The organism is Bacillus sp. BD48 (assembly GCF_046566805.1).
In the GTDB taxonomy this organism is placed as follows: domain Bacteria; phylum Bacillota; class Bacilli; order Bacillales; family Bacillaceae; genus Bacillus; species Bacillus safensis.
This window is the reverse complement of record NZ_JANGFM010000006.1, coordinates 265,728-290,267: the sequence shown is the minus strand read 5'-3', so window position 1 is coordinate 290,267 and position 24,540 is coordinate 265,728. Positions and strand designations below refer to the sequence as shown.

Below are 24,540 nucleotides of genomic sequence, written 5' to 3'. Positions count from 1 at the left end.
TGTCATTCCCCTTTGTCTAAAACGTGATCAATTGTATCGAGATCAAAGCCTTTTCTGAATAAAAATTGCTTCACTTTCATCTTTTTTTCAAATGATCCGTCATATCCTGCCTTGCGTTTTGCCTTCTCCAGCATATAAAGGAGGGCTTCTTCTTCCTTTTCCTCTTCTTGTCCATCATAGGCTTCTTGAAGGGCTTTATCAATGATCTCAAACGAAAATCCCTTTCGCTGCAGCTGCAGCTTGATGCGCTGCTCAATCTCTTTTGCAGAACGATTTTTTTCTTTTTTGACTAGCTTGAGAACCTGCTTTACGGCTTCCTCCAGCTGTAAGTCATCAGGGTATTGCGACAGCGCCTGTTCAATCGTGTCGTCGTCTATCCCCTTGAGCTTCAATTCTTTTTTTAGGACGGACGGTCCTTTGCTGTTCGTTTTCCGGTGGGTGCTGACATAGGCTTCTGCAAATTCAAGATCATTTAAATACTTATAATGCTTTAATTTGTGTATAATTTCACTAATAGCTGGTGCAGGGATTTCTTTTTTCGTTAAATAATCGGTGACTTCTTTTACTGATCTCATTCGGTAGGATAAATAATCAACGGCCTGCTGAAATCCTTTTTTCACCGAATCACCGAATTGAATCTCGATGATATCTGCTTCGTCCAGCTCTTTTCCTTTTTTCAAATCGTGCTGGACGAGCACATCTAAATCAACGCTAAAGGCGTACTTTTCATCAAGAAAGATGTTTACCCGCTCTGTATTGTTTTTCTGAGCAGAAATTTTTGTAATATAGGGCATCCTGTGATCACTCCTTTTCCAAAACAGTCAGGATGTTTCTTCTGATTCAAAATCGTGAAAGATATAGGTATGTATATGAGAGGAGAGATGTCAATTGAATATCGCCATTACCGGAGGAACCGGTTTTATCGGCCAGCATGTCACAAAAGTGCTCGCTGCTGAGGGACATCATCTATATATTTTAACAAGAAATCCAAAGGAATCCGAACAAAATCATTTACATTATGTGCAGTGGCTGACTGAAGGTGCTGCACCTGAGCATGAATTGCCTGCCATCGATGTATGGATTAACCTTGCTGGAAAATCCATTTTCGCGCGCTGGACAGACAAGGCAAAAGAAGGCATCCTCTCCAGCCGGCTCAAATCAACACAAGAGGTAAGACGCATTATAGAAGCGCAGGAATCGAAACCTTCTGTGCTGATTCAGGCAAGTGCTGTCGGAATCTATGGCACATCTCAAACAGGAGATTTTACGGAGGAATCACCTCCTGCGGATTCTGATTTCTTAAGTCATACATCAAGGCTTTGGGAGGCTGAGGGGCAAAGGATTGAAGCCCTCGGCATTCGTACGGTCTACACACGCTTTGGCGTCGTGTTAGGCGAAAAAGGCACACTGCCGCTGATGACACTTCCTTACAAGCTGTTTGCTGGCGGGACAATCGGCTCTGGCTCGCAATGGGTTTCATGGGTCCATGTTGAGGATGTGGCACATCTCATTGCTTATGCGATTCACAATGACGACCTGTCAGGTCCGCTCAATGTGACATCACCGAACCCTGTTCAAATGAAACAGCTTGGACAAACCATTGCTTCTGCCCTTCACCGTCCCCATTGGCTGAAGGTGCCATCTTTTGTGATCAAAACAGCACTTGGTGAAATGTCATTACTTGTTTTAGAAGGCCAGCGTGCTCTGCCAAAAAAAGCGCTGCTCTCATCTTATGACTTTTTGCACCCTGAACTAAAAGAAGCGATTTTGCATTCTGAGGAATAAATGTTGTCAAAAACACCCATCCTATTAGAAATGAGATGAGGGGGCGATTTTGATGAAGAAAAAAGAACACCAGCCAACTTCGAAGCTGAAGAAAACCCAGGAAGTCCTGTATCAGCAGGAATTCAAAAAAGCGGAAAGAGCAGCAGAAAAAAGAAACAAATAAGACGGATATTCCCCTCCAACAAGCACATAACTAAAGTGATCTTGTAAAGGAGGGAAAGACTTTGAAAAAAGACCAACACAAAAAATCCAACCATGAGCTCGCGGCACAAGAGACGGATGGCGAATATGTTGAATTTTCCAAAGAACTTGCAGATCCAAATGACGTAAAAGCAATGGCACGTATGAAAGCAGCCGACCAGCGCGCCAAAAAACAATAAGTAAAAAAGCAGACCTTATTCAGCGGTCTGCTTTTCTTTTATTTGATTTCAGTGAGAAGGCTTGCTGCTTTCTGACGTGATTTTTCCTCAGGCACCTCTTCTGGATATCCAATATGAAGGATCGCAGCAAAACGTTCGTTTTCCTCTAACCCCATGTCTTGTTGGAAGCTTTTATCGTATAAAATACGTCCGCTCTTCCATACCATACCGATTCCTTGATCCCAAGCAAGCAGCTGCAAATTTTGAATGAGCGCACTCACGGCGGCAAAATCATCATTTCTCACCACAGGGTTCTCGTCTTCTCTTAGCACGACAAGTAAAAGCGCTGGGACTTTTGAAAAGTAATCTCTATAATAGTTGAGCTTTTCTTCTTTTGTATCTGGATTGTTGCGCTGAAAAAAAGCAATGAAGCGCTCTACAAAAGTCGTTTTTGCTTCATCTGTCACCGCATATAAAAAGCGCCACGGCTCCGTGATTTTATGGTTCGGTGCATAGACCGCATCCTCTAATAACGGCTGAAGCTGCTCAATCGTCACCGGTGTTTCTTTGAATTTTCGAATCGTTCGTCTATATCTGACAGCGTCTCGAACCGTTAACGCTTCTGTTTGTTGTTTTGTTTCTGGCATTTATATTCATCCTTTCAATCAACCTTAATTGAAATTGATTCTCATTCACATTATAAACATCATCGCGTGCAGTTGCAAATCGAGTATCCCTCCTCCGGTCTGCTAAATAGTTGTTTGACTTTTTCAAGTAATGTTACAATCATATTACGTTTTAAACAAATTTTGAGAAAAAAGCCAAGATGATGAAATGATTTTAAATTATTCCCATTTTGTCTGATCAGGTTTTTTTGTCAAAAGGCTTTCAACCATGATTGGAAGGGAGGCTTCTGGATGGAATGAAAATCAATATTGGACAAATCATTAAGCTCTACCGTTATAAACAAAATATGACCCAATCTGAATTGGCAGAAGGAATTTGTTCTGTCTCTCATTTAAGTAAGATTGAAAATGGCTCAAAGGAGGCCAATCAAGATACGATCAATCTGCTGCTTGAACGGCTTGGCATCAGCCAAGAAACGCTGTCACAAAAGGCGCGTCATCTGCTGTCACTCTTGGATGAGTTTCAAATGAATATGTACTTCTATGCTCTCGATCAGGCAGAACAAAATGCAGAAATGATCATTCAGCACGAGGAGCAGTTCTTTTCGCTGGATTTAGGCATTCAGTATCATTTGTCTTTATTTCAATTTTATTTATTAACAGAAAAACAGCCGCTTGCCTTAAAAACACACCGCGTGCTCAAAAAATTCGAAAAAACCTTTATTGAAACAGAAAAAGAAATTTTTGAATATCTAGACGGCATTCATCAAATTAAGATTGGTCAGCTTGAAGATGGGTTAAAAAAGCTTGAAAGCTGCTTTTCCTACGCCTCAGTTGAACAAAGTGATTTGTATTATCACTATGCAAAAGCCCTTGGAAACATGGGACAGCTGGGTGATGCGCTTGAAGCGACACATCAAGCGATGGATTTATATAGACAAAAAAACAATTTCAAGCGGATTATTCACTGTACACTCATTCACGGTGTGATCTCACTTGAACTAAAAGCCTATCAAACTGCGAAGAAATATATAAAGGAAGTGATTTTGCACACGTCCCTTCACCCTGATGCCTATATTAAAATGTCCGCTTATTTTTATTACGGGGTGCTCTTAAAACGTGAAGGCGATTTCTCTTCAGCTGTGCCTTATTTACTAGATTCACTCAATTACTTTAATCAAGAGCAGATAGAAGACCGTTACTGTGAAACGCTATATGAAATTGCGACACTATATGCTGAATATGACCGCAAAAAAGCACTTCCCTACATACACGAGCTGTTAAAACAGCCTCGTATTCAGCCAAACTGTTTATATATGATCAAAATCTATAAATTGATGATTGAGGAAAACCCTCTTGATTTGAAAACCTATTTGGTCGAAGCAGCCCTTCCTTACTTTGAACACAATGAGCTGCACAGTGAATATTTGTTTGCTCTTAGAACCTTGCTTACCTATGCAGGTGCTGAGCTTGATGAGCGGGCGTATCAGTCCTATACAAAGAAGCTGCTTGATCATTTAGCGGTATATCTTCCCTATTACAAAAAAGCATGACCTTCTGCCGATCGAAGGTCATGCTTTTTTTATTTGTTAAATGGTCTTTTGTTGATCTGTATCATGATGGTTCATCCGTTTGACAGAATGAATATACCGTCTTTTTGCAAAAAAATCGTACGCATGCTGTCCAAAGCCTAGCCAGATGCTGAGCACGATGAATGGGACCGTTCCCCATAATGCAGGGATATGGCAAGCCATACGCAGCCAAGTATAAATCCCTGAATTTTTTTGATTTTTGGCTAGGGAAATAGACACGATTCGTTTTTCCGCCTTCTCTTCACTTATTTTATTCAGTTTGAGCAGCTGCGAGTGTCTAAAGGATTCAAAATGAATCCGATTTTTCCAATCGAGTGATTTTAATAAATCAATCATTTTTGCACATGAAGGACTTTGTCCGTCATAAAACACAAGCAGCCTTAGTGATTTGATGGAACGCTGTTCTCTTTTTTTCGATTCAGCGAGTTTCTTTTTTTCTTGATCGAGATAAATGATTTTTTTCATAAATTGATCGCCTGTCCTTTTCCGTCAATTTTTTAGTTCGTTCAAAGGAGATTACAACTAGATTACTATAGTTGCTGGGCCTCTTGTATTGGGAAAAAGCCAACCGTTGTGCGTTATATGAGCCTTTGGATAAGGGCAAAATCATTGATTTCATGGCATATATGAGGTTTTTCAACTAAAAGTGGTTGGGAAAATCGTGGTGCTTTGCGGTTTTCTGCGGTATTTGATAGAATTCTGCGGTTTTCTACATCTTTATGCGGTGTTTTGTAGGTAAAACGCAAAAACAAGATAAAAAAAGACTACTTCCCATTGCGGCGAAGTAGTCTTTTGGTTTATATTTTTGCCAAAATTTCTACTATTTCTTTCTCAATATCTTTCCATAAGTAACGGTCTGTCGTATAGTGATGTGCGGCTTCTTTCGCAAATACTTGAAAAGCTTCTTCATAATCAGGTGCGTCTTTGTCCGGTTTTTTCTCGTCGACAAAGCGCTGTGCTTCTGCTGAGCGAGGTCCCCATTTCCCCACTTCATTCCCATCCTGATCAATGATGACGATAATCGGAATCGATCTTGCGGTCCCGTTCGTTAAATACTGATCCATCAGGTCTAGATGCTCATCCCTAATGAAATAGCGCGCATCAATGAGTGCTTCATTTGCAATACGCATGAAAATCGGTACATTGACCATCGCATCCCCGCACCAATCCGCAGTGATGACAAGCGCTCTAAGCTTTTTCTTTTGCAGCTTTTGCAGCAGCTCTTTTTCTTTTTGATGAATTGCGTACTGGTTGTACACCGTGAGAAGATTTTCCCGGTTTTTCTCCATATTGTGTACATATGTACGTTCAGTTAATCCCTTTGTAAACCATTCATTTAATGTCATATGAACATCCCCCTTATCCTTCAACTTTACCACTTTTGCTATTCTTTTGTCTAAAAAAACCTTCACCTAGTGAAAGGTAAAGGTCTTTGGATTTATGGACGCCGTTTTCGATTTGGGTCCATCCCGATCAGCTTCGTGACAAGCACCATTGTGACAGGCAGTGACGTATTCTTTTTATACGCTAAATATTTCCCGCGCCATTCCGGCTTATATTTCTGTTTAAACGACCGTAATCCGCTGAAGCTGTACATATATCTGACATTGTTGAAAATGACACTCGCCAAACGCTCCGTGAGAAAGGACTGATGGAACGTGCCCACATTCGATAAAGGTGCCATTCCCATGTTAAACGATTTGTAGCCTTTTTCTTTCGCCCATTGAAACAGGTGGATAAACAGCGCATCCATCATCCCGTTTGGTGCATCATGCATATGACGCATTAAATCAATGGAAATCTCCCCTTCTTGATACATCGGCATCAATGATACAAAGGAAATGATCTGCCCTTGTTCATCCTTTAGAATCGCAATCGGTGCTTTTTGAAGATAGTCTTCTTGAAAATAACCGAGCGAAAATCCTTTTTCTTTTTTCTTTCCGAGCCAGCTGTCAGAGATCTGTTTTAAGGTTGAGATCAACTCATCTGAAAAGGGCGGTTCCAGCATTTCAAAGGTGTAGCCTTCTCGTTCAAACTTATTCGCCACAGCTCGTAAATTTGATTTTTTCTTACCTGACAGAGAAAACGTTTCTAAATCGACCATGGCTTCTTCCCCAAGCTTAAAGAAGTGAAAGCCTAAGTCATGATAGAGAGCCATCCCTTCTCGTTCTACTTGATAAAAAGCAACTCGGTAGCCGGCTTTTTCTGTCTCCTGTAAAAACTCTTCAAGTACAAGCGGATAAGACGCCTCACGTCCAGATGGATCTCCGAGCACAATGACGCAGCGCCCAATTCGACCAAACTGAAGCATCGCTTCTCCATCACTTGAGAAAAATAGTTTTTTGTCGCCTAAAAAGCCAAGATGACTGAGAGCATTTCCGCCCTTTTCTTCTAAAAACGTTTTTAATTTTTCCTCATCTGCTTTTTCTCCAATCGGAAAGGCTTTTTTATTAAAAATCAATTTACTAATGAAAAAGAAAAGCGGTACACCGATGAGAGCGATCATGCTTGTCATCGTGATATGCCGTTCATTATGCACCAAGTAATCCTTACTCAAGAAATGCCCGATTTTTGTCCAAATAAAGTTGCCAATGACATTATAGTTAAAGAGCACGAGTAAATAACCAGCGGCAGCCCCCACAAACTGATTTAAGGAATAAGGTGCCTGCTGCTTCACAAATTGATTTCGAAGAGAGAAAAACACAGCCATGATGACTGGCAAAATAAAGATCAGACTAAGGTTAAATCCCTTTAACAAAGTAAACACAAAACCGCCTGCTAAGGAGATCATTGTCAGCACGTACGATCTTTTCGTTCTTTTATACACTTCAATGGACAAAATCATCAGAATGATTCCGAACATTAAAGAAAGACCATTAAATCCCGATAACAGAAAGTGCGGAATGCTGGTAATCACACCTAATCGATCGACTGGAAGCACAACAGACGCCATGATGAGAAGGCCGCTTCCAAAGGTTAAAATCGATAAAGATCCGTACAATAAACGGATTAATAAAGCACGGTGCAAAACAATTAAGACGTTCGTTGTTTCAATGGCAGGCGCCATTCTCGGATTGCCTTCAAGACGTCTAAGCGTCGTTCCCGTTAAATCGTAAGCAGCTAGACAAAGCCCTAGGATAAACGGGAAGATCGAGTACACGAAGCGGTACAAGACGAGCGCCGTCAGCACCATCTCTTTATCAAAACCAATGTACTGCATGCTCAGTAAAAAGATGAGGTCAAACGAACCAAAGCCGCCCGGAACCATACTGATTAAACCGCCGATTGACGCAATCGCAAATACACCTAAGACAATTCGGACATCGACATTCATCCCCATAGAGACGACAGCCATGTACATGACAAGACCAGCTGCCAGCCATTCTAAAAACGATGCACCGATATAAGCGTAAATTGGATGCTTCAGTCCATTTTCACCGCTCTCAATCGAGCTTTTTCGAATGGATGCCATGATGATATATATCGGTACAATACAGGCAAAGATAATGACAAATGCCCATAGCCACGGCTCTTGGCTGATAATACTTTCAACAGGAAGCACCCTGACCAAGATCAAATCACTGAAAATAGATAAACCCAAAAGGACAGAGGAAGTCAAAAGGGCAATGCCTTTCAGCAGTTTTTTCGTATCTGTTATGTACTCCTTATAGAGAAGCGTTCTAAGCCCTGCTCCTGATAGACCGCCAAATCCAAGAACACTGTTAAAGGAGTTCGCAATCCAGGAAATACGTATCGTTTTCCAGCCGCTGATCGGCATATTCAGGCTTTTTCGTAAAATAAAATCATATAAGGACATCGATAAAACCGCGACAAGTCCAAGAAAGACAAGAATAAACAAGTCCATTCTGTTCAAGCTGTCAATAATATAAAACGTCTTTTTAATGGAAAGTCCGCTCAGCTCCTGCTTCGCGACAAAGATCAAGACAAGGATAATCACGATCGGAAATAGCATTTTTAAGACCGTCATACCCGTTTTTTTGTTCCACATGTTTTCCCAACTTTCTAGGTTGCTTCAATTATTTCAACTGAACATTATTATACAACAAATACCACTTGATTCATGCAGTTTAACATTCAAAAGCTTGACGATCCTTTCAATTAGAAGTAAAAATCAGTAATATAAAGAATAAGAGCCGCTTAAAGGAAGTGAACAAGCGTGGAATATAATATTCATGACACCACCGTATTAAAAGAAGAGATTCTATCTCCAGAGGAAAAAAAGACATGGGTTCTTTATATGAAAGTGCTCACAGCTGCAGGTCTTGGAGATGTTTCTGAATGGATGAAGCTTGATATGAGTATGCCTCAAATGAAGGTTCTCATGCTGCTCAATAACCATGGCTCTCTCAAAGTATCTGAAATCGCTGAAAAAATGGGCGCTTCTTTGTCCAATATGACAGGTCTGCTTGACCGGTTAGAACAGTCTAACTTTGTCGTGCGAAAGCACTCTGAGCGTGACCGGAGAATCATTGTCGTAGAGCTGACAGAGGAAGCGAAAAATATTTTCAGAAGTATTTATCAAAAAGGACACGAAAAAATCAAAAATTCCCTGCAGCGGCTCAATGACGAGGAAAAAGAAAAAGTCAATGAAGGCCTTGCTATCTTAGAAAAAGCACTGCGTCCTGAACGCGGTTAACAAAAGAAAAGGAAAAAAGACGGTCACTTGGGGTCCGTCTTTTTTACTCCTTTAATTCCACTGATTTCTTTTGATTAATTCCGTGATATGAGCAAGGTGATGCTTGGAATGCCAGACGTACATTCCAGCTGCATCATATAAGGACACCGTTTGTTGATCGGCAGGGTGATAATAAGAAGCGTTGAAGTCTTCCTCTGACATTCCCCGCAGTAAAGTGACCCACCTGCGATGCAGACTGCTGATCAAAGGCAGGGATAAACTTATGGGCGCCTTGCTGTCAGGAAGTGAGGCAAATCCCTCCTGATCATATGGACGTATGTCCGGTGTATCTTCTGTCAAAGCAAGTTTGAATCGTAAGTATGCATTTAGATGGCTGTCTGCTACGTGGTGAATAAGCTGACGAACAGTCCATCCACCCGGCCGATAAGGTGTATCAAGCTGAGCATCTGTAAGCGGCGCGGTCACCGCTTCATACTCTTCGGGGATTGCAGCCAGCTGATCAATCCAGGCTTCAAGCTGTGCATTCGTTTTTGTTTCAACCGGTTCATATAAGCCAATCGGATACTGTAATGACGTCATACGCTCTCCCCTCCCTCAAATCCTTCAAGCACAAACTTTCCAATCATCTTTCCTTGCTCAAGCGTTTGATGTGCCTGCTTCAAGTTAGCAGCATTGATTGGACTGAGAACCTTTGTTAAGGTATGCGTTATTTCTCCCTGCTCAAATAACTCACTCGCCTCTGTCAAAAGCTCATGCTGTTTGATCATGTCCGCTGTTTCATACATAGGACGTGTAAACATGAATTCCCATACAAATGCCGCACTTTTATTTTTGAGTAATTGAATGTCTAGGTTGTGCTGGTTTTCGACAATGGTACAGATCGTGCCTTGAGGTTTGATGGCTTCTGCCATGCCTTTGAAATGTCCATCTGTATCATTTAAGCATAAAATAAAATCCACTTCGCCGATTCCTTTTTCCTCGAGCTGCGCTAAAAGCGGCTGATGATGATCAATGATATGATCGGCACCTAATGACAGACACCACTCTTTTGTTTCTGGTCTTGATGCGGTAGCGATCACAGTGGCCTTCGCTAATTTAGCTAGTTGAATGGCGATAGAACCAACACCGCCTGCACCACCAATGATCAGCAAGGTTGAGCCTTCAGCATTCCGCTTCATATGCATCCGGTCAAATAAAGCCTCATAAGCCGTAATTGTTGTAAGGGGCATTGCGGCTGCTTCTGCAAAGGATAGATTGGCAGGTTTTTTCGCCACAATACGCTCATCCACAAGCTGGTATTCACTATTCGAGCCTTGACGTGTAATATCTCCCGCATAGTATACGTGATCACCTGGCTGAAACAATGTACACGCTTCGCCCACTTCAACAACCGTACCGCTTGCATCATAGCCTAGAATTTTCAGTTTTTCTTCCTTCTGATCCTTCGGTGATCTCACCTTTGTATCAACTGGGTTCACAGACACAGCCTCTATCTTCACGAGTACATCTCTGCCAGACGCTTTAGGCTTTTCGACCTCCTGATCCATCAGGCTTTGCTCATGCTCAATCGGCAAATACTCCAATAGTCCAACTGCTTTCACTCGCTCGCACTCCCTTTCTCCATTCTTTCTTTCCACATTTTATCATAATTTTCTGATGTTTATGGCTGGATCAAACGAGTGATGGCACATTTATGACCTTTTCAGGGCCTTTCGCTCCCTCGCCATGTATGAAGGTCGAGCCTTTTGCAAAGAAGGAACATAAGTGAACCAGCTGTTCGATTTAAAAAACAGCTGAACGTAATAAAACTGGACGTGCTGTAGAAAAACGATGATCAATAGAAAAAGAGTGAATGAGAGTGTAGATAGATCCGCCCTTCCTTGTATCCATTCATTGATCAATAGAATCACAAAACCGAAGATAAAGAGCTGTTCAACTCTTTGCATGAGCTGGCTAAAGACTTGTCCGCGTTTTGATAAATCACCAGACTGGTGCTTTCTAATCTTTCTCGATTTGTAGAACCAAATGATACTTTCTGTTAGGTTATGAATCATAAAAAGAGCGATGAGGACGATGAATAAAGGTGATGGGGTATAAAGGATTTGTGCAGCGAACGGAAACACTAAAAAATAACAGGCAATCAATGCATGTCTGACTGATAAGAGAAATAGGTCTTTTTCTATTGATGTTTTCATGTATTTCACCTCCATATGTACTACGTTTCATTTACCTAAATGTTCCCCCTTCGCTATCAAAAAAGGATGCCCCAAGAAGGCATCCTTTTCATGAATCAATCTTAAAAAGCAGCGCTTAGTACGACAGGACCTTGCGGAAGCTTGTTATCCTTTTTTGGTTCAAGGGTAACAGCCACGGTATCCCATGATTCGCCTGCTTCTTTTTCAGATAACGCATAGGTGACAGTTCCTTCCCCTTTGTTATCTGTTTTAAAAGCACCGGCTGGTACCGGCTGATCTCCTTTAATGAGCCACACTTGATAAACAGCAGATGAATCAAGTTGACCCTTTAAGCCGTCTGCACTCACCACAAGTTCTTTTTTGCCGTTATGCTCTATCACTGAAAAAGCACCCGTCGTTTTTGGTGATGCGGCCGATGTCAGCGATTTTGTGGCAACAACCCTGACAGGTTCTTCTGCTTGTTCTTTTCCATTCGATAAGAAATACACATTTCCAGCTGCTGAAATGAGAAGCAGTGCCGCAACGAGCGGTAAGAGCCACTGGTTTCGTTTCTTTTGCAGCGGTTTGATTTCGTTTGGCTCAGGTGCAGCCTTGAGCTCTTTTTTATGGCTGTTCTTTTCTTCGACTGTCTCTTCTTCAAACACCTGGGATAAAATACGATCTTTCATCCCTGCCGGAGGTGTTTGGTCACCTGCTAGAAATGGAATGTCAGACATGAGCGATGTCAATTCTTCAAGCTCTTCTTTGCAAGCTGAGCAGTGCTTGATGTGCTCTTCAAATTGCGTTTTTTCTTCTCCTTGTAAATGCCCGTTGAAATAATCAATCACTTGATGTTTACACTGAGTCATGCCTCTTCCTCCTTTCCTCCGCGAGACAGTTTTGATCGCAAATGCTTCAATGACAATCGAACCCTTCCCTTTACCGTACCAATAGGGATGCCCAGTTTTTCCGCGATGCTCTTTTGTGTCATCCCTTTAAAATAGACATCTTCTATGATGTTTTGCTGTTCTTTTGACAGTGTAGATACTGCTTCACGAATGATTTGTTTTTCCTCGTTCCATTCCACTTCTTTTGATACATCTTCTTGATGATCGGCTAAATATTCAATATGCTCGTCTTCCAAAGCCGTTTCATTCCGGTTCTTTCTTATGAGATCTATGGCTGTGTTGCGTGACATCATGAATAACCACGAGGAGAATTTCCCTTTATCCGTATGATATTCTCCTATGCCGCGCCAGAGCTTGATAAAGACCTCTTGAAGCACTTCCTCCGCGAGCTCACGGTTGCCAGTCATTTTATAAATAAACGAATATAATACACGTTCATAGCGATCGTACAGCACTTCAAGCGAGGGCTTGTGACGATCATATTTGATCTTGTGATACAGCTCAAAATCTTGCAATGTGTCCATGGTCATCTCCTTCCTTTTTCATGAGAAAGAGCATGCGTATTCATCATGAAATCCTTCACGTATTGCTTATCACTCGATTTACTGAAATAAGCCTACCTTGTACTTTACTCTTTTTTCAAGGAGAAAAAAAGAGCGCTGAAAAAGGAAGTGTGCTCCTCATGAGAATGTACTTACTTTACGGCATAACAGACCATTTGGATCACTCCTAGTACAAAAGTCAAGAATCCATGTGTGACCACTCTCTGATCAGCTGATTTTAGCAAACTCTCGTCTCCCTCTCAATTCAATTGAGGTAGAACGCATTCTTTCCTCATGTCATAATAGGGTGTAAATTGGAGAAATTGGAGTGTCCTTATATGATAGTGACAATTGTTCTTTTTTTATTAGCAGGTTTAGCAGAAATTGGCGGCGGCTATTTGGTATGGCTTTGGCTGCGTGAAGCAAAACCTGTCAGCTTCGGCATCGCCGGCAGCCTCATCTTGGTTGCATATGGCATCATTCCGACCTTCCAGCAGTTCCCGACTTTCGGACGGGTTTATGCTGCCTATGGCGGTGTTTTTGTCATTCTTGCTGTGTTTTGGGGCTGGTGGGTCGATCGAAAAACACCTGATCTATATGACTGGATGGGGGCTTTGATCTGTTTGGCTGGAGTCAGTGTGATGTTATTTGCGCCTCGTAGTTAATTTCTCATTTTCTATACATCAAAAAGGGCTAAAATGATTTTTAGCCCTTTTTGAAATGTTACATTCTAAATTGTGTTTCGTATAAACGACGGTAAAGTCCATTCATTTTGAGTAACTCATCATGTTTTCCCTGCTCTTTTACGCCTTCTTTTGTGAGAACGATAATGCGGTCGGCATGCTGAATTGTCGCTAAACGATGCGCAATGATAAAGGTCGTTCGTCCTTCAGCCAGCTCTTCTAGTGATGCTTGGATAAAAGACTCTGTCTCGGTATCAAGCGAAGAGGTCGCCTCATCTAAAATGAAAATGGGCGGATTTTTCAAGAAAATACGTGCTATGGAGATACGCTGTTTTTGTCCTCCAGATAACATCATCCCGCGCTCACCAATGACCGTATCAAGCCCTTTTGGCAAACTATTGACTAAGTCCATTAGCTGAGCCTTCTCTACTGCCTGCCAAATTTCCTCTTCAGATGCATTCAGTTTCCCGTAAAGGATGTTTTCACGTATCGTCCCATGGAATAAATAAATCTCCTGCTGAACGACACCAATTTGTGCGCGCAGCGATGCAAGTGTCATCTTTCGCGTGTCTATGCCATCAATTGTAATACTCCCCTCCTGCCATTCATAAAACCGGGGAAGCAGATTGCAAAGCGTCGATTTTCCAGCACCGGATGGACCGACAATGGCAATTTTCTCTCCTTGTTTGACCTCAAAATTGATGTCATGCAGCACAGGTTTATTTGATTCATATTGAAAAGATACATGATCAAAAATGATATTCCCTTTTAACTGATGGACTTCGATTGCATCCTCATCATCCTTTTCATCTGGTGTTTGGTCGATCAGTGATGCGAATCGTTTAAAGCCTGCTGCACCTTTTGGATACATTTCAATGACTGCATTGATTTGTTGAATGGGTCCTAAGAAAATACCTGTTAATAGCACGAATGAAACAAATTCCCCATATGTCATATTTTTTTGCAGCACAAACCATGCACCGCACACCAGCCCAAATACGGTGACACTTTTAATGAGTAAATGACTCACTGCTGTATGCAGTGCCATCATTTGATACGTTGTCAGTTTTGTTTTTCTAAACTGCTCGTTATGCTCGATAAAACGATCCATTTCATGTGACTCATTCCCGAAGGCTTTCACCACACGAATGCCGCTAATATTGTTTTCCACACGGGAATGGAATTGTCCAATGCTTGAAAACATTTTATCAAAAGCAGCAGACATTTTTTTCGTAAAGTAGACAGATAAGCCGATCAGGAATGGAACGACAATAAATGTGAGAACCGCAAGCTGCCAGTTAATCGATAGCATCAAACCAAACGCGCCCGTTAATGTCATCACAGCAATAAATAAATCCTCTGGGCCGTGATGTGCCATCTCTCCAATATCCATTAAATCATTGGTCATACGGGAAACGAGTTTTCCTGTTTTCTTTTGGTCAAAGAAACGGAATGACATTCTCTGTACATGAGAGAATAGTTGATTCCTCATATCGGTCTCAATATTGATCCCCAACTTATGGCCAAAATAAGTCACAACGTAATGCATGGTGGAGCTGATGACATATAAAATGAGCAGCAAACTGCCCCAGAACCAAATGGCATCCCAATTACCATTTGGCAATAAATCGTCCATCACTTTACTGATGGCTAGTGGAAAGGATAGTTCGAGTAAGGCCGCCAGTACAGCACAAGAAAAATCTAATATAAACAGCCCCATATAGGGTTTATAGTATGAAAAAAAGCGTTTGAACAATTGACAGACCTCCTAATGATTAGATAAATCTGTCAATAAATCAGCAAACTTTTCAGCTTGATTCATGACTGCAATGGGATCATAAGGCCAAAAGAATTCTGTATCCAGTTGATAGGTCTGCTCTTTTTTGACAGCTTTTAAACTCTTCCAGATGGAATTATTTTTATCAAATGTCCCGCCATTGGATTCATCAATGAATATATAATCCCCTGCATATTTCGGAAGGGTTTCATAGGAGAGTACCTCATAGCCTGTCTTACTGTTTAAAATTGTATCTTCAACCTCTTTTGGCGGGTTCACTTTCAATTGTTGATATAGCGCCTGTCCGCCTCGGTAAATTCCGTTACCATATACATAGACATCATTTTTAAAAGCACCCATGATCGAGACTGTTTCATTCTCTTTTAAAGCTGACTTCACTTTTTTCCTAGCAGCCTCAATTCGTTGATCGAAGGCGGTGAGGAATGCTTTTCCTTCCTCTTCTTTATTTAAAATTTTTGCCAGCGTCGTCAATTCTTCATGTGCATCTTTGAAAGAACCGTAAGGATACACGATGGTAGGCGCTATTTTTTTGTACACATCATAGACTTTTTCATCCTGTACTGCGGTGATAATCAGATCAGGCTTTAAGCTCAGTGCTTTTTCAGCTGAACGCTCGTCACTAATATCTTCTATACCTTTGATCTTGTCTTTTAAGTGAACATTCTTTAAATCCTGCGTGGTTGATCCCACAGGATGAACGTCAAGTGCAATCACACTCCCTAAATATCCATCTACGAGAATTCGTTTTGGTTCAGCTGGAATTTCTATGTTCCCTTTTACTGTTTCAACTGTTTTCGTTTGCTTCTTTGATTCTGCCGTTTTGGCTTGTTCTTTATTACCGCAGGCTGACAATACCAGCATGAAGATGACAGCACATATCCAATATGTTTTTTTCATATGAGTATTCCTCCTTGATTTCCCTGATACAAATGAGAATAGTTATCAATTACTAGTCTCATGTATTTTATCAACCTCATCCGAAGTGGTCTATGGAGGATTCTCGCAACTTACATATGGACAATTGTTGGATAGGCTGGCTTTGTCAATGTAGAGACAAACCGATCCATTAAAAGAAGTGCACGCTCTCCTTCATCAAAGCGAAACTCTTCCAGTTTTAATGGATAAAAGGTACCGTTTTTCACTGCCGATAATTGCCGGAGAACATCACTTTCTTCCAAGCGCTTGTCCATGAGCTCATACCACCCATGTTGAACTCCGACGATAAAAAACATGTGATCCGCCTCGTATTCTCCAAGCCTCTCTAAAGGAATGACTGTATGTCGATTGGGGAGAAGGACTTCTTCTTGAATGGCCTTCGGAGGCTTTAAGCCCAGCGTGTCGTAAAGATAGAAGGCGCCTCTAGCATCATAGGACCACATATACACTTTGTCATGTCCTCTCATTTCATAAATCGCCACTGTCTCTCCTTTTTCCCTAAAGGAAGATAGATCATTTCTTGCCTTTTGACTCAGATGTTCGAAGCGTTTCACCCAATCATCTGCCTCTTTCTCTCTTCCTAACAGGCGGCCTGTAGATAAGACTTCTTGTACCACATGACCACCGGCATATGGCAGAACAAGGACAGGGGCAATCCGCTCCAACCGCTTAATCAACGCAGGCTTCGAATAAAAATAGTTCGGAATAATGATTAAATCTAGTTGAAGTGATTTGAATACGTCATCAGGCGTGTGTTCATCTATGACCAGCGCACCGGCCAGCTGATCTTTGAGTATATCTGAATGGAGAAAGGTTTCTTGATCAATGCAGACAGGCCGAATGCCTAGTGCGGCCAATGACCCGGCAAATTGAAAAGCAGCAATTCGCTCTGGTCTTCGATTGTTTCGGAACTGACTAGGGGACCTTCCTGTCTTCTGCCTGAATATCCTGCTGAAATATAAACTGTCTGTATAGCCCACTTGCCGCGCAATCATTTGAATTTGATCATCTGTTTGCAAAAGACGTTTTTTTGCTTCATCTATTCGAATTTGTGCAAGATAGTCAGTCACACTCAGTCCCATACTTTGTTTGAAAAAGGTCGAAAAATAACTCTCATGAAAACCCATCTTATGGGCTAAGTCTTTTCTCGTTAGCTTTTTTTCATAATGCTGCGCCATATACTGCAAAATCATTTCAATAGAATAATGCACCTTCTCAGTGTATGGCTTGGATTGACGGTGAAAAATGAGCATGATGTCCTCCAGCCTTTTCTCCTGTTCTTGGATGCACTGACTCCTCTTCATTTGTTTGATGTAGGAAAAAAGCATGGCAGAGCCTTTGACCATTGCTCCATTATCCGGCAGATCATCATAGCTCATCTTAAAAACCAATTCATTTTGCGCATCATTTGCCAGGATAAACTGATCAAATGTGACCGTATAAATGGCCACCTGTTCGTTGGATAAAGATTGGAGCATTACATTTATACCTGAGCGGATCAACATACTGTCTTTTGCGTTTAGCTGATATTGCAATCCTTCCATTTCAATTCTCACAGATCCATCGCATGTCAAGAACATCGGGAAAGATGTCTGCCAGGAAACTGCTTGTTTGACAGAAAGTGATCGCTCTCCACTTTCTTTTATGCGCAGAATGGTATGAGTACGGGTTGTCATTTTCTCTTTCTCCTTCCATATAAAAAAAGTGCTAAAATTTTAGCACTCATTGGTTGACTGGATATTCATTAACGAGCTCCAGCCGTTTGTAATTCTTTGTTTTTCTCTTTAAAGCGTTCGTTATGAGAAGAAACGTACGCCACTTTTTCAGCTTCTGGTTCGATGTAAAGCTTCGCGCTATTCAGTGCATTGACTCCATCAACAAACGTACCGGCAATTAAGCGGACCTTGCTTTTATGTGTACACAAGTCGCCTACCGCATAGACGCCCGGTAAATTGGTTTCCATTTTTTCATTGACCTCGATCAGTCCCCATTCACCTTGCTTGAGGCCCCATTCTGACAGCACGCTTAAATCGCCTTTCATCCCGTGATTGACGATCACAGCATCTGTTTCTATTCGTTCTTTTTCACCTGTCTCTATGTTTTGAATGGTGACCGCATCAATTTTGTCGCCTTGACCATGCAGCTCTGTCAGTTCATGCGGGGTTAAAATTCGTTTGCAAGTTGCCTTCATATTGGCGACGTTTTTCTCATGTCCGCCAAACATGTCACGGCGATGCACGACGGTGACACTTTCAGCAATCGGAGCAAGGGCATTTGCCCAGTCAACCGCTGAATCGCCGCCTCCAGAAATAACAACCCGCTTCCCTGCAAATGTCTTGAGCTCCTGGACAGTGTAATAAAGGTTTGTCACTTCATAGCGGTCAGCATGCTCGATTTCAAGTTTCCGCTGAACTGGAATGCCGTGACCCATCGCTAAAATGAGGGTCTTTGTCAAATGACGATCACCATTTTCAGCCGTCAGCAGGATATGATTATGTTCATCTCGCTCGAATGACGTGATTTTTTGATTCAGTGCAATCTCTGGTTCAAATGTTTTCGCCTGTGTTTCCAGCTGCTGTATCAGCTGTTCTCCTCTTGTTGGCGGCAAACCGCCGACATCCCAAATGACCTTTTCAGGATACAGAAGGATTTTCCCGCCAAGGCTTTCGTTGTACTCAAGTACCTTCGTCTTTAAGTCCCGCATCCCACTATAAAAGGCGGTGTACATGCCTGCTGGACCGCCGCCAATAATGGTGACGTCAAACAATTCAAGCTGATCTGTCATTTGAGTCCCTCCAGTTTTCCATCGAATGATCTATTTTTCAGTGATATTGATTCTCATTATCATATGTACCTATTGTAGTCTACTCTAGTGAAGGGAATCAATAGCTTTCTGCAAAAAAAGAACAGGACGAGCACTCACTCGTCCTGTCATCCATCACACAATGGTTAAACCAAGGTCTTTTAATTCAAGAGAAACAAGTCTTGCAATCGCATCTGCGCCTTCTTTTGTAAAGTGTGTGCGATCCTCAATTCCTGTTGACAGCATAAAGTAAGAAGTTGTTTTCTCTATACCGGAAATTTGATAAAACTGAAGGCTTACTGTATTTAAATCAACAAGAAGAACTTCTTCTTCATCAGCTAGCTCTTTCATAGCGGCACAGTAATCAGGAAAATCATTGATAAATTCTCCGTCTTTTTCATGAAAACGGCCGACTGGCGTGAGTAAAAGTGGTGTTGCCCCCTTTGCTCTTGCTCCATGAATATATTGAGACAGGTAGCTTTTATACGTCGTGAAAGGATCTGTATGCCGCTCAGGCTTTTCCTTGGAAGCATCATTGTGCCCCATTTGTGTGAAAAGCCAGTCTCCTGGCTGAATGTCAGCCAATATGTCATCAAGGCGTCCTTCTTCAATGAATGTTTTTGAGCTTCTTCCACCAATGGCACGGTTCTCGACGTTCACCCCATGCGCTGTATAGCGGTGTAAAAACTCTCCCCATCCTCCTTGAACAGGACGATCTGGATAAGATGAAACGGTCGAATCACCAGCTAAATAGATGGTTGTCATGTTCATACGCCTCCCTTTTTCATTGAGCCACTTCACCCGAGCGATACGGGCATCCTAATGGCTGCTGAAAAGATATGAAACAATCAGCATCGCTATTTCAATTATTCTCTTTTTAATGATCAAAACCCTGCTTACTGGTAGATGTGAATGTGTTAAATATGCGGCGGAAGTTCTATTTTTGATTCCACTGCTTGATGTAACGCCTGAAGCATGTAGCCAATTCCTTTATATGGAGCCAGCGGATAATTCGCTTTTTGATGAGGTTGTAATAAAGGGTCGATTACTTTTCGATATTTCTTTCCACCTAGTACCACCAGTTCATCATATGCGAAAAGATTTTTTTGATGAAATTGCTGGCTCAGTTCTTCTCGTGTGATCTGTTCAGCATGCGGTGTACCAAAAGCCACATCATAATTTTCATGTATGATATCATCTGCCTTTAAGAATCCGTGCTTCGCTGATACGATCATCCAGTCTGAAAAAAACGTTTGGGCATAGCTTTTCGTACGCTGATGCAGCGGACTTAAATAAACGAGGTTCGCCGGCTGGCTCCCTGCTTGTGGATCGACGTCCCAAATTTTCTTTGCGCCACATGGAATGATACAAACTCGCTTCACTCAGGTTTTCTCCTTCCTTTTTCGATATATCTGATACATGATACAGCCTAACGCTGTGCCAAGTGTATTTAAGAGAATATCATCAATATCGCTGCTTCTTGTAATGATACCAGATTGCGAGAACATCCATTGGAGCAATTCAATCATGGTTGACAGGAGAAAGCCCCCAAGAACCGCCTTTTGCCAGCGCATGGTTCGAAAGGCTTGATATAGAAAAAAACCGAGTGGCACAAATAACAATATGTTGCCTGCTAAATTTAAAAAGACAAGATTTGGATAGCCGTGATGGTAGGCGTGAAGGTTTTGATAAATGGACTGCAAAGGCATGAGGTTAACACTCACCTGATCCCTTGGGGCGGAAAAACGATTTGGAAAGACCGTCAAATATAGTAAAACATTCGTATAAATAAACAGACAGGCAAGGACCAATTCTACCCGCAAATAGATAAAACGATTGTGCTTTTTTGCCTGCCTGTATCTCATATGTAAATAGAGCGGGACGAGCAGGAGAAAATAAACAATGGAAAACATAGCACTGGATGTCATACAGAGAGCTGCCCCTTTCTCACATGATGATGCTTGACCATATTTACAGCTTATTCAGGCTTGACCGCATCTATTCATCACTTATTCTCACATTCAATGAAGAGAAAAACCATATTGACAAATCGTCATTTTCTCGCTAAACTGAATGACATTCAGTCATTTAAGGCCGGTGATGATATGTCGAAACGAGAAAAGATTATGCTTGCTGCGATTGATGCGTTTAAAGAAAAAGGAATTGAAAAGACGACCATTTCGGATATTGTGAAAGCAGCAGGAGTAGCGCAAGGAACGTTTTATTTATATTTTCCTTCAAAGCTTTCCGTCATGCCTGCTATCGCAGAACATCTGATCGCACAGATGGTGCCTGCGATCGAAAAGGAATTAACTCAGCATGCAGATGTCCTCGATCAAGCAGATGCGCTTGTTGAATTCATTTTCGCTTTTACAAGGCAATACCGTGATGTCCTTGCCCTGACCTACTCAGGCTTAGCCGCCACCGAGCATTTAAAGGAATGGGAAGATATTTATGAGCCAATTTACAAATGGGTGGCTGCTTTTCTAGAAAAAGCAAAGCAGGACAAAAGGGTCCGTGCGAATTTGAACTGTCAATATGCAGCCAAATTCATTATCGGTTTACTTGAATCGTCTGCTGAGCAAATGTACTTATTTACCGAAACAGATACAGAAGAGGTTCTGATTCAAAAGCGAGAGGTGAAGCAATTTCTTCTTTACGCACTTGGCATAGAGACACCTTAATTTAGTACAGCACTTGCTGTACGCTCTTTTTTGGTTTCAAAATGACGAATCGTCATTTTTAAGTTTTAGGAGGAAATACGATGAAAAAAAGCTGGATGTATGTTGCACTCACTTGTTTATTCGAATTACTTTGGGTGTTTGGTTTAAATAGAGCTGATGCTGTGTGGGAATGGGCGGTCATTATCTGCCTGATCCCAGTTGATTTTTATTTTTTAATGAAGGCCTGCGAGAAGCTGCCGACAGGGACCGTGTACGCCGTGTTTGCCGGAGTTGGAACGATTGGTACATCTTTAATGGATTATGCGCTGTTTGGCGGTTCGTTTTCATTAGAAAAGCTCTTATTTATGGGCATTTTAATTCTCGGGATTATTGGACTGAAAGTATCTGATGGAGATGAACATGAGCAGAAAGGAGAAGCGGTATAAATGGGCTGGTTTTTTGTACTGTTAGCCTCTGCCTGCGAAATCGGCGGGACCATTGGCCTCAATATGTTTAGTAAGAAAAAGCAAATCACGACAGGCATTTTATTTGCCGGTGGGTTTGCCTTATCCTTTTTGTTTTTGTACGCCTCGTTTTCTTCTGTTCAAGTATCCGTTGCCTATACGGTCTGGATCGGACTTGGAACGGCGGGCTCTGTCTTGTTTAATATGATTCTATTTAAAGAGCCGAAAAACATGATTCGTATACTGAGCTTGCTGCTGATTGTGATTGGTGTGGTTGGGCTGAAGTTGTTTGCTTGATGTGTGAAATCAAAAAGGCTGTGGATTCGTCCACAGCCTTTTGCTCACTTCAAATCAATGATACACAACTTCTTCTTGTAACATTTCAATCGCGTAAGGAACACACTCTTGATGATCTAGAAGCAAATAAATCACAATGGGATTTTGTTTGTTCATATTTTTTTGGATGAACAACACACAAACAAATGATTCAATGTCTTTTGGCAACTTATCTTTAATAAAAGGATGTAGCTTTGATGATATTCTTAGTACCTCTTTATCTACCAACCACTCATCATGACGAAGAGCAGGATAATATTCGTTGATAAAATGTTGAAAAATATCAATATCCTTTGAACACAAACCTCATTCAGCTCCTTTTATACAGGAAATAACTAAGGATTAAAAAGACAAAAATCAGTACAAAGACTAGTAAAAGTATTTGATTGTCTGCTAGCGTTTCTTTCATTTGTAACTCGGTTTCTTCTTGTTTAAATTCTTCATTCATCACCTTGGATTGCTTCACTAGCTTCGCTGTAACCATGAAACGATGTGTAGTTGCAGTTGGAAGGTCACAGGTTATTAAGGTTAACCGAGCATCTGCCGTCTCTTGTATCACATCAATTTGAGATTCATCTATGGTGTTGATGTCTGTGACTTCATAAGTAAATACTTGTTCCTTATTTGTTATTTTGATCTTGTCCTGTTTTTTTAGTTTTAAAAGAGGACCAAACAAGAGGTCTTCATCTCTCATATGATGGCCAACTAAAGGATAATTTCCTTTTCCCATTTGCTGATCTTCTCTCATAGTCGCTGCACCTGCGAGCAGGTTAGATTGATTGACTCCTTTAAGGATTGGCAATGTGACTTGGAGGCGCTCAATTTCTATTTGACCGATGACAGCACTCTTTTTCACTTGATTGCCATACTTCATGACATCTAACAGTGATGGAGTTTCGACAGCTTCAAAATGAAAGGAAGCTTTTTTCTGCTCGTTTACTTTTAGCTGCTTAGCAGAATAATGATTGATATGAAACATCAACACATTCTTGCTGATCAAAAGATTTTTTATTTTTGGTGCATTGATCAAAGTGATACCTGCTATTACAAGGACAACAATAATAAAAATAATGAAATGATCTTTCCACTTCTTGACTCTCATAATCCGCTACGCATGAAACGACGTCTGATTCTCTTCTTCAGAATATTTATTACGTTTTCTCTTTTTTCGAATAAATAATAGCAGAATCCCAAGTGCAATCATGAGCAGACCGATTCCAAGAAGAACATACATCCATGTGTAATCTGTTTCGATCGTGACATCTTTTTGATTTAGTTCTTTTGCAATATCCGCATCTATTGTAAAGTCCTTCGTCCAATGCCATGTTTTATTCATCGACTGTGTCGTCATATCGAGTGTATATGTCCCCGCCTCTAATTTCTGTCCATTCAATGGAATCGGGAAGCGAAAGTGTGAATTCGGTGCCATTTGCATTTCTTTCTTATCTGCTTGATAAAGTACCTCACGACTCCCTTTTTCCATAATTTTTGCCTTCACACTCATTTTGTTCATATACATTGGCTTCACATTTTGAATCTCTGCTTGAATGACATTGCGTGCATTAAGCTGGCTTGGCTCAATCTTGTTTAACTGTAACTTTGGTGCAATCTTTGTGCTGTTCCCACTTAGTAAAATGGCAACGACATATGAATATTTATTTTCAATTGACAGGCCAGCTTCTTTTTTGTTTTCCTTCGGCTCTTTTTCTTTTTCTTGAAGTGTAACCCCTCCAGCTAACCATCCATCAAAACGCTTCTCAGGTGCAGTTAAATGTAACGCTAGTATTTTTTCCCCTTTTGCTGGAATGGTCACATCTTTATTTATTTTCACTATATCTTCCATTTTATATTTCAATGTCGGATCTTTTTTTCCTTCTGTTTTCCCATATTCTACTACACCATTTACATTTGTAGTGGCTGTATGTACCTGCGGCTCTATCACAATTTGTCGATTGGTGTCATTTCTCAATAAAATTTGAAGTGTTTGTTTTTGTGAAGGTTTGACTTTTAAATCAAAATAAGACTTTGATTGATCTATTTGATTGTGCGGGATGACGGTTGTAACAGAAAAATTAAGTTCTGACGCATTTACTTGTTTCGTCTGTGAGACATTTATGATGCTGAACATAGCCATTAACATGAATACGATTTTCCATATTGATTTCATCTCAGTGCACTTCTTTCCTTTTGTTGATAAAAAATACACAGAACAAC

At 41.2% G+C, this 24,540-nt stretch carries 29 protein-coding genes; 9 read left to right on the top strand and 20 right to left on the bottom strand.

Going from position 1 to position 24,540, the window contains the following annotated elements; genetic code table 11:
- Positions 1-2 precede the first annotated feature (2 nt).
- Complete coding sequence (recX, locus tag ACLGGR_RS17965; protein WP_410973628.1) at positions 3-794, bottom strand: recombination regulator RecX; 792 nt, start codon at positions 792-794, stop codon at positions 3-5.
- A 94-nt stretch (positions 795-888) separates the two neighbouring features.
- Here recX and ACLGGR_RS17960 point away from each other — a divergent pair, with 94 nt between their 5' ends.
- The 3 genes from ACLGGR_RS17960 to ACLGGR_RS17950 all read left to right on the top strand — a co-directional run bounded on the left by ACLGGR_RS17960 (position 889) and on the right by ACLGGR_RS17950 (position 2,165).
- Complete coding sequence (locus ACLGGR_RS17960) at positions 889-1,785, top strand: TIGR01777 family oxidoreductase (protein ID WP_410973627.1); 897 nt, start codon at positions 889-891, stop codon at positions 1,783-1,785.
- 52 nt (positions 1,786-1,837) lie between these two features.
- On the top strand, positions 1,838-1,948 hold the full coding sequence (locus tag ACLGGR_RS17955; protein ID WP_017358836.1) for a YfhE family protein: 111 nt from the start codon (positions 1,838-1,840) through the stop codon (positions 1,946-1,948).
- 61 nt (positions 1,949-2,009) lie between these two features.
- Positions 2,010-2,165, top strand: coding sequence for a YfhD family protein (locus tag ACLGGR_RS17950; protein WP_024425223.1), 156 nt, complete (start codon positions 2,010-2,012; stop codon positions 2,163-2,165).
- 38 nt (positions 2,166-2,203) lie between these two features.
- On the opposite strand, the gene ACLGGR_RS17945 is transcribed toward ACLGGR_RS17950, so the two are convergent.
- Positions 2,204-2,791: a nitroreductase family protein gene (locus ACLGGR_RS17945; RefSeq protein ID WP_251217120.1), complete on the bottom strand. Its 588-nt coding sequence runs from the start codon at positions 2,789-2,791 to the stop codon at positions 2,204-2,206.
- Positions 2,792-3,066: 275 nt separating this feature from the next.
- Here ACLGGR_RS17945 and ACLGGR_RS17940 point away from each other — a divergent pair, with 275 nt between their 5' ends.
- Positions 3,067-4,323: a transcriptional regulator gene (locus ACLGGR_RS17940; RefSeq protein WP_142946302.1), complete on the top strand. Its 1,257-nt coding sequence runs from the start codon at positions 3,067-3,069 to the stop codon at positions 4,321-4,323.
- 36 nt (positions 4,324-4,359) lie between these two features.
- On the opposite strand, the gene ACLGGR_RS17935 is transcribed toward ACLGGR_RS17940, so the two are convergent.
- From ACLGGR_RS17935 to mprF, 3 genes are all read right to left on the bottom strand, one after another.
- Positions 4,360-4,827, bottom strand: coding sequence for a thiol-disulfide oxidoreductase DCC family protein (locus tag ACLGGR_RS17935; protein ID WP_251217119.1), 468 nt, complete (start codon positions 4,825-4,827; stop codon positions 4,360-4,362).
- 332 nt (positions 4,828-5,159) lie between these two features.
- Entirely contained in the window at positions 5,160-5,708 is a 549-nt protein-coding gene (locus ACLGGR_RS17930; protein WP_142946304.1) for a thioredoxin family protein, read from the bottom strand.
- A gap of 92 nt (positions 5,709-5,800) precedes the next feature.
- Positions 5,801-8,371: a bifunctional lysylphosphatidylglycerol flippase/synthetase MprF gene (gene mprF, locus ACLGGR_RS17925; RefSeq protein ID WP_410973626.1), complete on the bottom strand. Its 2,571-nt coding sequence runs from the start codon at positions 8,369-8,371 to the stop codon at positions 5,801-5,803.
- A gap of 168 nt (positions 8,372-8,539) precedes the next feature.
- Here mprF and ACLGGR_RS17920 point away from each other — a divergent pair, with 168 nt between their 5' ends.
- On the top strand, positions 8,540-9,019 hold the full coding sequence (locus ACLGGR_RS17920) for a MarR family transcriptional regulator (RefSeq protein ID WP_024425228.1): 480 nt from the start codon (positions 8,540-8,542) through the stop codon (positions 9,017-9,019).
- Positions 9,020-9,070: 51 nt separating this feature from the next.
- On the opposite strand, the gene ACLGGR_RS17915 is transcribed toward ACLGGR_RS17920, so the two are convergent.
- The 5 genes from ACLGGR_RS17915 to ACLGGR_RS17895 all read right to left on the bottom strand — a co-directional run bounded on the left by ACLGGR_RS17915 (position 9,071) and on the right by ACLGGR_RS17895 (position 12,625).
- The gene (locus tag ACLGGR_RS17915) at positions 9,071-9,598 is read right to left on the bottom strand and encodes a YfiT family bacillithiol transferase (RefSeq protein WP_142946307.1); all 528 of its coding nucleotides are present in this window, start codon (positions 9,596-9,598) and stop codon (positions 9,071-9,073) included.
- On the bottom strand, positions 9,595-10,620 hold the full coding sequence (locus ACLGGR_RS17910) for a zinc-binding alcohol dehydrogenase family protein (protein ID WP_142946308.1): 1,026 nt from the start codon (positions 10,618-10,620) through the stop codon (positions 9,595-9,597). Before ACLGGR_RS17910 ends, ACLGGR_RS17915 begins: the two co-directional genes overlap by 4 nt.
- Positions 10,621-10,710: 90 nt before the next feature.
- Entirely contained in the window at positions 10,711-11,214 is a 504-nt protein-coding gene (locus tag ACLGGR_RS17905; protein WP_251217115.1) for a hypothetical protein, read from the bottom strand.
- A 101-nt stretch (positions 11,215-11,315) separates the two neighbouring features.
- Positions 11,316-12,062, bottom strand: coding sequence for an anti-sigma factor (locus tag ACLGGR_RS17900; RefSeq protein ID WP_323649778.1), 747 nt, complete (start codon positions 12,060-12,062; stop codon positions 11,316-11,318).
- Positions 12,059-12,625 carry an RNA polymerase sigma factor gene (locus ACLGGR_RS17895; RefSeq protein WP_410973625.1) on the bottom strand — a complete coding sequence of 189 codons (567 nt, stop codon included), beginning with the start codon at positions 12,623-12,625 and terminating at the stop codon, positions 12,059-12,061. The genes ACLGGR_RS17900 and ACLGGR_RS17895 overlap by 4 nt, the downstream gene beginning before the upstream one ends.
- A gap of 356 nt (positions 12,626-12,981) precedes the next feature.
- On the opposite strand from ACLGGR_RS17895, the gene ACLGGR_RS17890 reads away from it, so the two are divergent.
- Positions 12,982-13,308, top strand: coding sequence for a YnfA family protein (locus ACLGGR_RS17890; RefSeq protein ID WP_251217113.1), 327 nt, complete (start codon positions 12,982-12,984; stop codon positions 13,306-13,308).
- A 58-nt stretch (positions 13,309-13,366) separates the two neighbouring features.
- On the opposite strand, the gene ACLGGR_RS17885 is transcribed toward ACLGGR_RS17890, so the two are convergent.
- The 7 genes from ACLGGR_RS17885 to ACLGGR_RS17855 form a co-directional block, all read right to left on the bottom strand.
- Positions 13,367-15,082 carry an ABC transporter ATP-binding protein gene (locus tag ACLGGR_RS17885; RefSeq protein ID WP_251217112.1) on the bottom strand — a complete coding sequence of 572 codons (1,716 nt, stop codon included), beginning with the start codon at positions 15,080-15,082 and terminating at the stop codon, positions 13,367-13,369.
- A gap of 12 nt (positions 15,083-15,094) precedes the next feature.
- Positions 15,095-16,021 carry an ABC transporter substrate-binding protein gene (locus ACLGGR_RS17880; RefSeq protein WP_251217111.1) on the bottom strand — a complete coding sequence of 309 codons (927 nt, stop codon included), beginning with the start codon at positions 16,019-16,021 and terminating at the stop codon, positions 15,095-15,097.
- A 110-nt stretch (positions 16,022-16,131) separates the two neighbouring features.
- The gene (locus ACLGGR_RS17875) at positions 16,132-17,736 is read right to left on the bottom strand and encodes a helix-turn-helix domain-containing protein (protein ID WP_251217110.1); all 1,605 of its coding nucleotides are present in this window, start codon (positions 17,734-17,736) and stop codon (positions 16,132-16,134) included.
- A gap of 68 nt (positions 17,737-17,804) precedes the next feature.
- Positions 17,805-18,845, bottom strand: coding sequence for an NAD(P)/FAD-dependent oxidoreductase (locus ACLGGR_RS17870; protein ID WP_024425818.1), 1,041 nt, complete (start codon positions 18,843-18,845; stop codon positions 17,805-17,807).
- Positions 18,846-18,998: 153 nt separating this feature from the next.
- A complete protein-coding gene (locus ACLGGR_RS17865) occupies positions 18,999-19,628 on the bottom strand; it encodes a rhamnogalacturonan acetylesterase (protein WP_081124113.1) in 630 nt (209 codons plus the stop codon).
- A gap of 152 nt (positions 19,629-19,780) precedes the next feature.
- Entirely contained in the window at positions 19,781-20,245 is a 465-nt protein-coding gene (locus ACLGGR_RS17860; RefSeq protein ID WP_410973624.1) for a DUF6884 domain-containing protein, read from the bottom strand.
- Positions 20,246-20,791, bottom strand: coding sequence for a VanZ family protein (locus tag ACLGGR_RS17855; RefSeq protein ID WP_410973623.1), 546 nt, complete (start codon positions 20,789-20,791; stop codon positions 20,246-20,248).
- Positions 20,792-20,968: 177 nt separating this feature from the next.
- Here ACLGGR_RS17855 and ACLGGR_RS17850 point away from each other — a divergent pair, with 177 nt between their 5' ends.
- The 3 genes from ACLGGR_RS17850 to ACLGGR_RS17840 all read left to right on the top strand — a co-directional run bounded on the left by ACLGGR_RS17850 (position 20,969) and on the right by ACLGGR_RS17840 (position 22,287).
- Complete coding sequence (locus tag ACLGGR_RS17850) at positions 20,969-21,547, top strand: TetR/AcrR family transcriptional regulator (protein ID WP_024425822.1); 579 nt, start codon at positions 20,969-20,971, stop codon at positions 21,545-21,547.
- Positions 21,548-21,627: 80 nt separating this feature from the next.
- Positions 21,628-21,972: a DMT family transporter gene (locus ACLGGR_RS17845; RefSeq protein ID WP_410973622.1), complete on the top strand. Its 345-nt coding sequence runs from the start codon at positions 21,628-21,630 to the stop codon at positions 21,970-21,972.
- Entirely contained in the window at positions 21,973-22,287 is a 315-nt protein-coding gene (locus tag ACLGGR_RS17840; RefSeq protein ID WP_410973621.1) for a DMT family transporter, read from the top strand.
- A gap of 54 nt (positions 22,288-22,341) precedes the next feature.
- On the opposite strand, the gene ACLGGR_RS17835 is transcribed toward ACLGGR_RS17840, so the two are convergent.
- The 3 genes from ACLGGR_RS17835 to ACLGGR_RS17825 all read right to left on the bottom strand — a co-directional run bounded on the left by ACLGGR_RS17835 (position 22,342) and on the right by ACLGGR_RS17825 (position 24,493).
- Entirely contained in the window at positions 22,342-22,629 is a 288-nt protein-coding gene (locus ACLGGR_RS17835) for a hypothetical protein (RefSeq protein WP_142946320.1), read from the bottom strand.
- Between the two features lie 7 nt (positions 22,630-22,636).
- On the bottom strand, positions 22,637-23,305 hold the full coding sequence (locus ACLGGR_RS17830) for a class A sortase (protein WP_410973620.1): 669 nt from the start codon (positions 23,303-23,305) through the stop codon (positions 22,637-22,639).
- Positions 23,306-23,434: 129 nt separating this feature from the next.
- Positions 23,435-24,493, bottom strand: a complete 1,059-nt coding sequence (locus ACLGGR_RS17825; RefSeq protein ID WP_410973619.1) for a WxLIP family cell surface protein — start codon at positions 24,491-24,493, stop codon at positions 23,435-23,437.
- Positions 24,494-24,540: the final 47 nt, after the last annotated feature.

Bases quoted from the DNA above. Each gene is read 5' to 3' on its own strand.
- recX (WP_410973628.1), bottom strand. From the start codon at position 794: ATGCCCTATATTACAAAAATTTCTGCTCAGAAAAACAATACAGAGCGG.
- ACLGGR_RS17955 (WP_017358836.1), top strand. From the start codon at position 1,838: ATGAAGAAAAAAGAACACCAGCCAACTTCGAAGCTGAAGAAAACCCAG.
- ACLGGR_RS17945 (WP_251217120.1), bottom strand. From the start codon at position 2,791: ATGCCAGAAACAAAACAACAAACAGAAGCGTTAACGGTTCGAGACGCT.
- ACLGGR_RS17940 (WP_142946302.1), top strand. From the start codon at position 3,067: ATGAAAATCAATATTGGACAAATCATTAAGCTCTACCGTTATAAACAA.
- ACLGGR_RS17935 (WP_251217119.1), bottom strand. From the start codon at position 4,827: ATGAAAAAAATCATTTATCTCGATCAAGAAAAAAAGAAACTCGCTGAA.
- ACLGGR_RS17930 (WP_142946304.1), bottom strand. From the start codon at position 5,708: ATGACATTAAATGAATGGTTTACAAAGGGATTAACTGAACGTACATAT.
- mprF (WP_410973626.1), bottom strand. From the start codon at position 8,371: ATGTGGAACAAAAAAACGGGTATGACGGTCTTAAAAATGCTATTTCCG.
- ACLGGR_RS17915 (WP_142946307.1), bottom strand. From the start codon at position 9,598: ATGACGTCATTACAGTATCCGATTGGCTTATATGAACCGGTTGAAACA.
- ACLGGR_RS17905 (WP_251217115.1), bottom strand. From the start codon at position 11,214: ATGAAAACATCAATAGAAAAAGACCTATTTCTCTTATCAGTCAGACAT.
- ACLGGR_RS17900 (WP_323649778.1), bottom strand. From the start codon at position 12,062: ATGACTCAGTGTAAACATCAAGTGATTGATTATTTCAACGGGCATTTA.
- ACLGGR_RS17895 (WP_410973625.1), bottom strand. From the start codon at position 12,625: ATGGACACATTGCAAGATTTTGAGCTGTATCACAAGATCAAATATGAT.
- ACLGGR_RS17890 (WP_251217113.1), top strand. From the start codon at position 12,982: ATGATAGTGACAATTGTTCTTTTTTTATTAGCAGGTTTAGCAGAAATT.
- ACLGGR_RS17880 (WP_251217111.1), bottom strand. From the start codon at position 16,021: ATGAAAAAAACATATTGGATATGTGCTGTCATCTTCATGCTGGTATTG.
- ACLGGR_RS17875 (WP_251217110.1), bottom strand. From the start codon at position 17,736: ATGACAACCCGTACTCATACCATTCTGCGCATAAAAGAAAGTGGAGAG.
- ACLGGR_RS17870 (WP_024425818.1), bottom strand. From the start codon at position 18,845: ATGACAGATCAGCTTGAATTGTTTGACGTCACCATTATTGGCGGCGGT.
- ACLGGR_RS17865 (WP_081124113.1), bottom strand. From the start codon at position 19,628: ATGACAACCATCTATTTAGCTGGTGATTCGACCGTTTCATCTTATCCA.
- ACLGGR_RS17855 (WP_410973623.1), bottom strand. From the start codon at position 20,791: ATGACATCCAGTGCTATGTTTTCCATTGTTTATTTTCTCCTGCTCGTC.
- ACLGGR_RS17850 (WP_024425822.1), top strand. From the start codon at position 20,969: ATGTCGAAACGAGAAAAGATTATGCTTGCTGCGATTGATGCGTTTAAA.
- ACLGGR_RS17845 (WP_410973622.1), top strand. From the start codon at position 21,628: ATGAAAAAAAGCTGGATGTATGTTGCACTCACTTGTTTATTCGAATTA.
- ACLGGR_RS17840 (WP_410973621.1), top strand. From the start codon at position 21,973: ATGGGCTGGTTTTTTGTACTGTTAGCCTCTGCCTGCGAAATCGGCGGG.
- ACLGGR_RS17830 (WP_410973620.1), bottom strand. From the start codon at position 23,305: ATGTTTCATATCAATCATTATTCTGCTAAGCAGCTAAAAGTAAACGAG.
- ACLGGR_RS17825 (WP_410973619.1), bottom strand. From the start codon at position 24,493: ATGAAATCAATATGGAAAATCGTATTCATGTTAATGGCTATGTTCAGC.